This is a genomic window from Massilia timonae CCUG 45783 (genome assembly GCF_000315425.1).
GTDB lineage: Bacteria > Pseudomonadota > Gammaproteobacteria > Burkholderiales > Burkholderiaceae_D > Telluria > Telluria timonae.
In genome coordinates this window covers 763906-770385 of sequence record NZ_JH992923.1, presented here as the reverse complement: position 1 = coordinate 770385, position 6480 = coordinate 763906, and the positions used below count along the sequence as shown (strand labels likewise).

At 70.8% G+C, this 6480-nt stretch carries 5 protein-coding genes; all 5 read right to left on the bottom strand.

The window, feature by feature from the left end; translation table 11 throughout:
* A partial coding sequence (locus HMPREF9710_RS13390; protein ID WP_005667138.1) for an RrF2 family transcriptional regulator occupies positions 1 to 282 on the bottom strand: 282 nt, incomplete at its 3' end.
* 36 nt (positions 283 to 318) lie between these two features.
* The gene (locus HMPREF9710_RS13385; protein ID WP_051205115.1) at positions 319 to 999 is read right to left on the bottom strand and encodes a Crp/Fnr family transcriptional regulator; all 681 of its coding nucleotides are present in this window, start codon (positions 997 to 999) and stop codon (positions 319 to 321) included.
* A gap of 272 nt (positions 1000 to 1271) precedes the next feature.
* Positions 1272 to 1862, bottom strand: coding sequence for a nitroreductase family protein (locus tag HMPREF9710_RS13380; protein ID WP_005667136.1), 591 nt, complete (start codon positions 1860 to 1862; stop codon positions 1272 to 1274).
* A 62-nt stretch (positions 1863 to 1924) separates the two neighbouring features.
* Positions 1925 to 4327 carry a PepSY domain-containing protein gene (locus HMPREF9710_RS13375; protein ID WP_005667135.1) on the bottom strand — a complete coding sequence of 801 codons (2403 nt, stop codon included), beginning with the start codon at positions 4325 to 4327 and terminating at the stop codon, positions 1925 to 1927.
* A complete protein-coding gene (locus HMPREF9710_RS13370) occupies positions 4324 to 6426 on the bottom strand; it encodes a TonB-dependent siderophore receptor (RefSeq protein WP_005667133.1) in 2103 nt (700 codons plus the stop codon). Before HMPREF9710_RS13370 ends, HMPREF9710_RS13375 begins: the two co-directional genes overlap by 4 nt.
* Positions 6427 to 6480 lie beyond the last annotated feature (54 nt).

Sequence of the window (6480 nt, the reverse complement as noted above, 5' to 3'; positions counted from 1 at the left end):
GCCGCGCGCGCCGCGCGCCAGGCCGCGCTCGGTGCAGCGCACGACTTCGCCCAGGCGGATGTCGCGCGGCGCGCCGGCCAGGCGCATCCCGCCCAGGCGGCCGCGCGAGGTCTCGATCAGCCCGGACGCGGACAGCACGCAGGACACCTTGGCCAGGTGGTGGCGCGAAATGCCGTAGCGCTCGGCGATCTCGTTAATAGTCGCGACCCGCTCGCGGTGGTTGCCCAGGTAGACCAGCAGCCGCAGGGCGTTGTCGGTGAATTCGGTCAGGTGCATGTACATGAAACGCCTCCGTGGATGGTTGATGACGGCGCGGCGTCAGCCTTCGTAGGCGCGCAGGCGCTCGATGTCGAGGATGGTGATGCTGCGCCCGGCGATGCCGACCATGCCGCGGTGGGCCATGTCGTGCAGCACGCGCGAAAAGTATTCGGGCGACAGCGACAGGCGCGACGCGATCATCTTCTTGCGCGCCGCCAGCGTCACCTGCGCGCCCTGCGGCGGATCGTCCTTGAGCAGGTAGCTGACGATGCGCTGGCTGCCGCTGCGCAGCGTATAGGACTCGACGTCCGAGATCAGGCCGTGCAGGCGCCGGCTCATGGACGCCAGCAGGCGCCGGGCGAAGCCGGGATTGCGTTCGATCTGGGCGTAGATCGCGTGCTTCGCGATGTGCAGCAGCATGCTGTCGGCCAGCGTCTCGGCCTGGGTCATGTAGGGACGCTCCATGAACAGCGGCGCCTCGCCGAAGCTCTGGCCGGGGCCGATCAGTTCGACCACCTTCTCGTCGCCTTCGCTCGAGACGATGGAGAGCTTGACGTCGCCGTAGATCACGGCGTGCAGGCCGCTGCAGGATTCGCCGCGCTCGACGACCACGCGGCCGCGCGGCACGTGCAGCTCGGTGGTCGCTTGCGCGAGCAGGTCGAGCTGCTCGGGCGAGAGGTCGGCGAACAGGGGCAGGGTTGCCAGGAACTGGCGGGGTGCGATGCGATGTCGGCTCACGATACATTCAGGGCGAGGCCCGTGGAAACGAACGAAACAGGGGCGCCGGGAACAGTGCGGCGCACCGGGAAGCGCATTCGCGTGAAAGCGGCGATTGCGCATGCCGCATCCTACAATTCGTTGACTAAATAAAAACTTGATGTGGATCAAAAACGGCCGAGCTAACCGTTGAAATTGTGAATTCGGCCTGGCAGCCGAAGCTCGTCATGGCGACTGCCGCCGTTCGGGACGTGGGGCTGGGGGGCGCAACCGGGCTGGGACCGATCGAGCGCGTGCTAGATGCTGCTCAGGTAATCCGCCGCGTCCGGCCTTGGGCGCGGCGGTTTTTCCAGCGCCGCCGTGCCCAGGCCGATGAAGCAGATCGCGCGCTCGTGCGGCGCGAGGCGCAGCAGGCGGCGCATGCCCGGGACGTCCATCGCGGCGCCGCTGGCCAGGCCGGTCGCGAAGCCGGCGACGCCGGCCGCGAGCAACAGGTTCTGCAATGCACAGCCGAGCGAGACCAGCTTCTCGGCCACCGGAATCGCCTTGGCCGCGGGATCGTCGCGCAGCACCGCCACCAGCAGGCAGGGCGCGCGCTGCGCCTTGTCGCGCGCGGTGGCCAGCGCGTCTTCGCCGCAGCCGGGATCGCGCTCGGCCAGGGCCTCGGCAAACACCTCGCCCAGGTCGGCGCGCCGCTCCTGCGGGATGAGCACGAAGCGCCACGGCCGCAGCAGGCCGTGGTCGGGCGCATGCGCGGCCGCTTCGACGATGCGGGCAAGCGCCTGGGCATCGGGTCCGGGCGCGTGCAGTCGCCGCAGCGTGAAATTGCGGCGCGCCGCCACGAGGGCCTGGAAATCGCCGTCGGCGTCGGATGGGGAAATGTTCATGCGCGCAGTATAACGAGAGCGGCGCCACCCTGCAGGCGCCGTACGATCGCAATGAACGCGGCTCAGTAGACGTCGCGCCGGTAACGGCCGGTCTCCATCAGCTGCTCGAGCCGGGCCTGCCCCAGGATAGCGGCCAGCGCCTCGTGCACCGCCCCGGCCATGCCCTGCAGGCTGCCGCAGACGTGGATCGTGGCGCCGTCGTCGATCCAGCGTCGCAGCAGGTCGGCGCGCGCATGCAGGCGGTCCTGGACGTATTCGGGCTGCGGGTCGCGCGAGAACGCCAGGTCGAGTTCGGGCAACATGCCCGCCGACTGCAGAACCGCGAGCTCGGCGGCGCACAGGCTGTCGAAGGCGCGCTGGCGCTCGCCGAACAGCAGCCAGTTGCGGCCCCGTCCCATGCCGGCGCGGCTGCGCAGGTGGCCGCGCAAGCCGGCCATGCCCGAGCCGTTGCCGATATAGATGCACGGACGGTCGTCGTCCGGCGCGTGAAAGCCCGGATTGGCGACCAGGCGCGCACGCACCGATCCACCGATGGCCAGGCGCTCGGTCAGCCAGCCGGAGGCCAGGCCGAGGCCATGCGCGTGGCGCTGCTGGCGCACCAGCAGTTCCAGCGCGCCGTCCGCCTGCACGCTGGCGATCGAATAGCGGCGCGGCGCCGCAGGCGCCTCGGGGACGGCGACCTCGAGCAGGTCGCCCGGCTGCCAGCCGGCCTCCAGGCTTGGGCGCAAGGCGATCTCGTACATCGGCGCGCCCAGGCTGCCGGGGTTGAGCAGGCGCCGCGAATGCAGCACCCAGTCGGAAAACGGTGCGGCCGCGGCGCCGGGCGGCAGCTCTCCCGCCGCGGCGCCAAGCCCGCCCAGCGCATGCATCCAGCGTCCCAGCGCCGTTGCGTCGCCCTGGTCCACTTCGATCAGCGGGAACAGCGGCTTGCCGCCCAGCGCCTGCAGGCGGCGCTCGAGCGCGTGGCCGTAGCCGCAGAAGCGCGCGTAGTTGCGGTCGCCCAGCGCCAGCACGGCGAAGCGGCAACTGTCGAACATCGATTGCCACGCTTCCAGCTCGCGGCTGAAGCGCCGCGCGGAATCGGGGGCCTCGCCTTCGCCGAAGGTGCTGGCCACGAACAGCGCCTGTCCGTAGCCGGCCAGGTCGCCCGGCGCCAGCGCCGACACGGGACGCAGGTCGACCGCGCGGCCGCCCGCGCGCAGCGCCCCGGCGCTGTGCAGCGCGATCCGTTCGGCCTGGCCGCCCTGGGTCGCGAAGGCGACCAGCACCGGCGCACCAGTCGCGACCACGTCAGCGTTCACGTCGGCCCGCGCCGCCAGGCTGCGCTCGCGCGCCAGCGCACGCTTCTGGCGCCGCCGGCCAAGGTAGAGCATCCAGCCGGTGATCGCGAAGCCAGGCAAGGCCAGGCTGGCCAACATCATGACGATCCGCCCCGGCAATCCGAAATAGGTCCCCGTGTGCAGCGGACGGATGGTGGTCAGGGCGCGCTGCCCGACGCTCTTGTCGGCATGGCGCTCGTCGTGGCGCACCGCGCCGCCGCCGCCGACGGTCATGCGGTTGCGCGCGCGGTCGTGCGGCGCATCCTGCGCGAGCCAGGTCAGCTGGTAGGCGCCGCTCGCGCGCTCCGGCAAGCGGATGGTCGCGCTCGACCAGCCGGGCGCGGTCGACACGAAGGTATTCCAGGCCGGCGCCAGGCCTCCCGCGCCACGCGGCGCGGCGGCGGATCTGCCTTCGCGCGGCTGCGCCATTGGTGCGCCGGCCCAGTCCTGCAAGGCGCCGCGTACGATGTCGAAACTCCAGTAAAGTCCGGTGCCTGCCACCACCAGGTAGGCGACCAGGGCCCAGGTGCCGGCGATCGCGTGCAGCGCCCACAGGAAGGATCGGCCGCGCAGCGACGTGTTGAAGGTCAGCCAGCTGCGCCAGTCCTTCTTGCGCGGCCAGCGCAGATACAGGCCGCTGAGCGCCAGGCCCACCAGGCACAGGGCCAGGATGCCGAGCACGATGCGGCCCGGCGCGCGCGGCAGCAAGAGCCAACGGTGCAGCGCATCGACGAACTCGAAAAAGGCCGCGCCACGCACGGCGGGCAGCACGCTGCCGTCATAGGGGTGGATGCGGATTTCCACGCCACGCCGCTCCCCGGGCGGCGGGGCGAAGCGTACGCCGACGGTGCTGCCGGGCTGCGCCGCGATCGAGATGCTGGCGACCCGTTCGCCGGGATGGGCCTGGCGCGCCGCGCGCAGGATCTGTTCCGGCTCCAGGCGCGTCCGCTCCTGCACCGGCACGGCGAACACGCCGGGATTGATGCTTTCCACGATCTCGTCCTCGAACGCGAGGATGGCGCCGGTGAGGCCGATCACGGCCAGCAAGGTGCCGGCCGTGATACCGACGAACCAGTGCAGCTGGAACCAAACCTCGCGCACGGTCGGCAGGCGCCAGCGCCATGGCGAATCCGGCGCCGCCTTCACAGGTCCACCTTCACCGACAGCTTGACCAGGCGCGGCAGGCCGGCCGAGAGGCGCGTGCCGGCGCCGGCCCAGTACTGCTTGTCGCCCGCGTTGTCGATGTTGAGCTGCCAGGTGGTGCGCTTGCCGAAGGCCTGCGTGGCATAGCGCCCGCCCACGCTGAACAGGGTCGTGCCGCCCAGCCAGGCCTGGTTCAGGTCATTCACCGGGCGCCTGCCCGTGTAATACGCGCCCAGGGTCAGCGACAGGCCGGGCACCGCATCGAGCTCGTAGGCTAGGTAACTGCTGGCGGTGCGGCGCGCCGCGTTCTCGGGCAGCTTGCCGTCGTAGGCGGCGCCGATGTCGCGGAACTCGGGATCGAGCACCTGGGCCGAACCCTGCCAGGACAGGCGGCGCGTGACGCGCCCTTGCGCCGACAGCTCGACGCCGCGATAGCGCTGCTCGCCGTCGGCGGTGAACACGTTGGCGGCATTGGTGTAGTAGCCGGGACGGTCGATGTCGAACAGCGCCAGCTGGGTCAGGAAGCCGCCGCCGGTGCGCCAGCGCGCGCCGACCTCCTTTTGCTTGCTCACGCCCGGCGCCAGGCGGGCGCCCTCGTTGGCGCTGCCGGCCGGCGCCGCCTCGCCTTCCTCCAGCCCTTCGGCCATCGAGGCATACAGCGAGAAGTCGGCGCGGGCGCGCCAGATCACGGCCGCCAGCGGGGTGGTTTCGCTCACGTCGTAGCGGTTGGCGCCCTGGCGGCTCCAGTAGTCGACCCGGCGCACGCCACCGATCAGCTGCCACTGGCCCAGCTGGATACGGTCGACCAGGTACAGGCCCTTGTCGCGGCTTTCCAGCGCGGCGGTGGTCGGCTGCGTCGGCACGGCGCCGAAGCCGGCGTTGCGGATCGGGACCGGGTCGTACAGGTTTTGAAACGGGATCGTGTAGTTGGACTGGTAGACCGGCGCCTGGCCCTTGTCGGTGCCGCTCGCGCCGAGCGTCAGGTCGTGGGTCAGCGCGCCGGTGACGAAGCGCCCGGCCAGCTCGGCGCGCAGCATGTCGGAATCGACGTCCGCGAACTGCGAATTGCCGGTGATGCGGCCGGCGCCGGTGGCGACGCTGGCCGCATTATCGAAGCGGAAGATCGGCAGGTTGCGCTCGCGTCTGGTCTCGGCGTGACCGGCCTCCAGGGTCAGGGCCCAGTCCTGGTTCAGCGCGACGTCGGCGCGCAGCTGGACATTGCGCGCATGCGTCTCGAAGCGCGCCCAGTCGGGGCCGACCAGGCGGCGCGGGTCGACGGCACGCGGCAACTGAATGACGCCGCCGACGGTCGGCGGCAGGTTGACGCCAACCTGCTCGGTCACGCGGCGCTTGTCGTACTCGAGGTCGGCGCGCAGGCGCAGGCGCTCGTTCACGCGCCAGTCGATGGCGGCGGAGGCGAAACCGCGGTTGCCGTTGCCGACGCCGTCGAGGTGCGAGCCGAGCGTGCCGCCGGCGGCATTGACGCGCACGCCGAATTCCTGGCGCTGCCCGAAGCGGCGCGCCACGTCGGCGCTGGCGACGGCCGAGCCGTTGTCGTCCAGCGCCAGCCCGACCGTATTGACCGGCACGCTGCCGGCGCGCTTGGTGACGAAGTTGACCACGCCGGCCGGCGAAGTGAAGCCGTAGTACAGGGCGGTGGCGCCCTTGAGCACCTCGACCCGCTCTTTGTTCTCCATCGCGACCTGGCCGAAGTTCATCAGCGGCAGCGAGCCGTTGAGGCGGTAGTTGGTGCGGTTTTCCACCGCGATGCCGCGGATGACCAGCTGGTCCCAGGTGTCGCCGCCATTTTGCTGGCGGGTGACGCCGGCCGTGTTGCGCAGCGCGTCGTACAGGCCGGCGGCGGCCTGCAGCTCGAGCACCTCGCGCGTGATCACATTGACGGTCGCGGGCACGTCCATGACGTCCGAACCACGAAAGCTCCCCGCCTCCACGGTGTTCGGCATGAAGCCCTGCGCCCGCGTCGCCGTGACGCGCACCGCCTGCATGTCCTGTTCATCAAGCTCCTGCGGCGCCGCCAACACTGGGAAAGCCTGAGACAGGGCAAGGACGATCAGGAGCGGACGACGGGGCGAAAGAAGCATGGCATGCAGGGTTCATGATGGAAACCGGCATCCTAGCGCGAATGAGAATCATTT

Excerpts from the sequence above, each read along its gene's own strand:
- HMPREF9710_RS13370 (WP_005667133.1), bottom strand. The coding sequence starts at position 6,426 with ATGCTTCTTTCGCCCCGTCGTCCGCTCCTGATCGTCCTTGCCCTGTCT.
- HMPREF9710_RS13380 (WP_005667136.1), bottom strand. The coding sequence starts at position 1,862 with ATGAACATTTCCCCATCCGACGCCGACGGCGATTTCCAGGCCCTCGTG.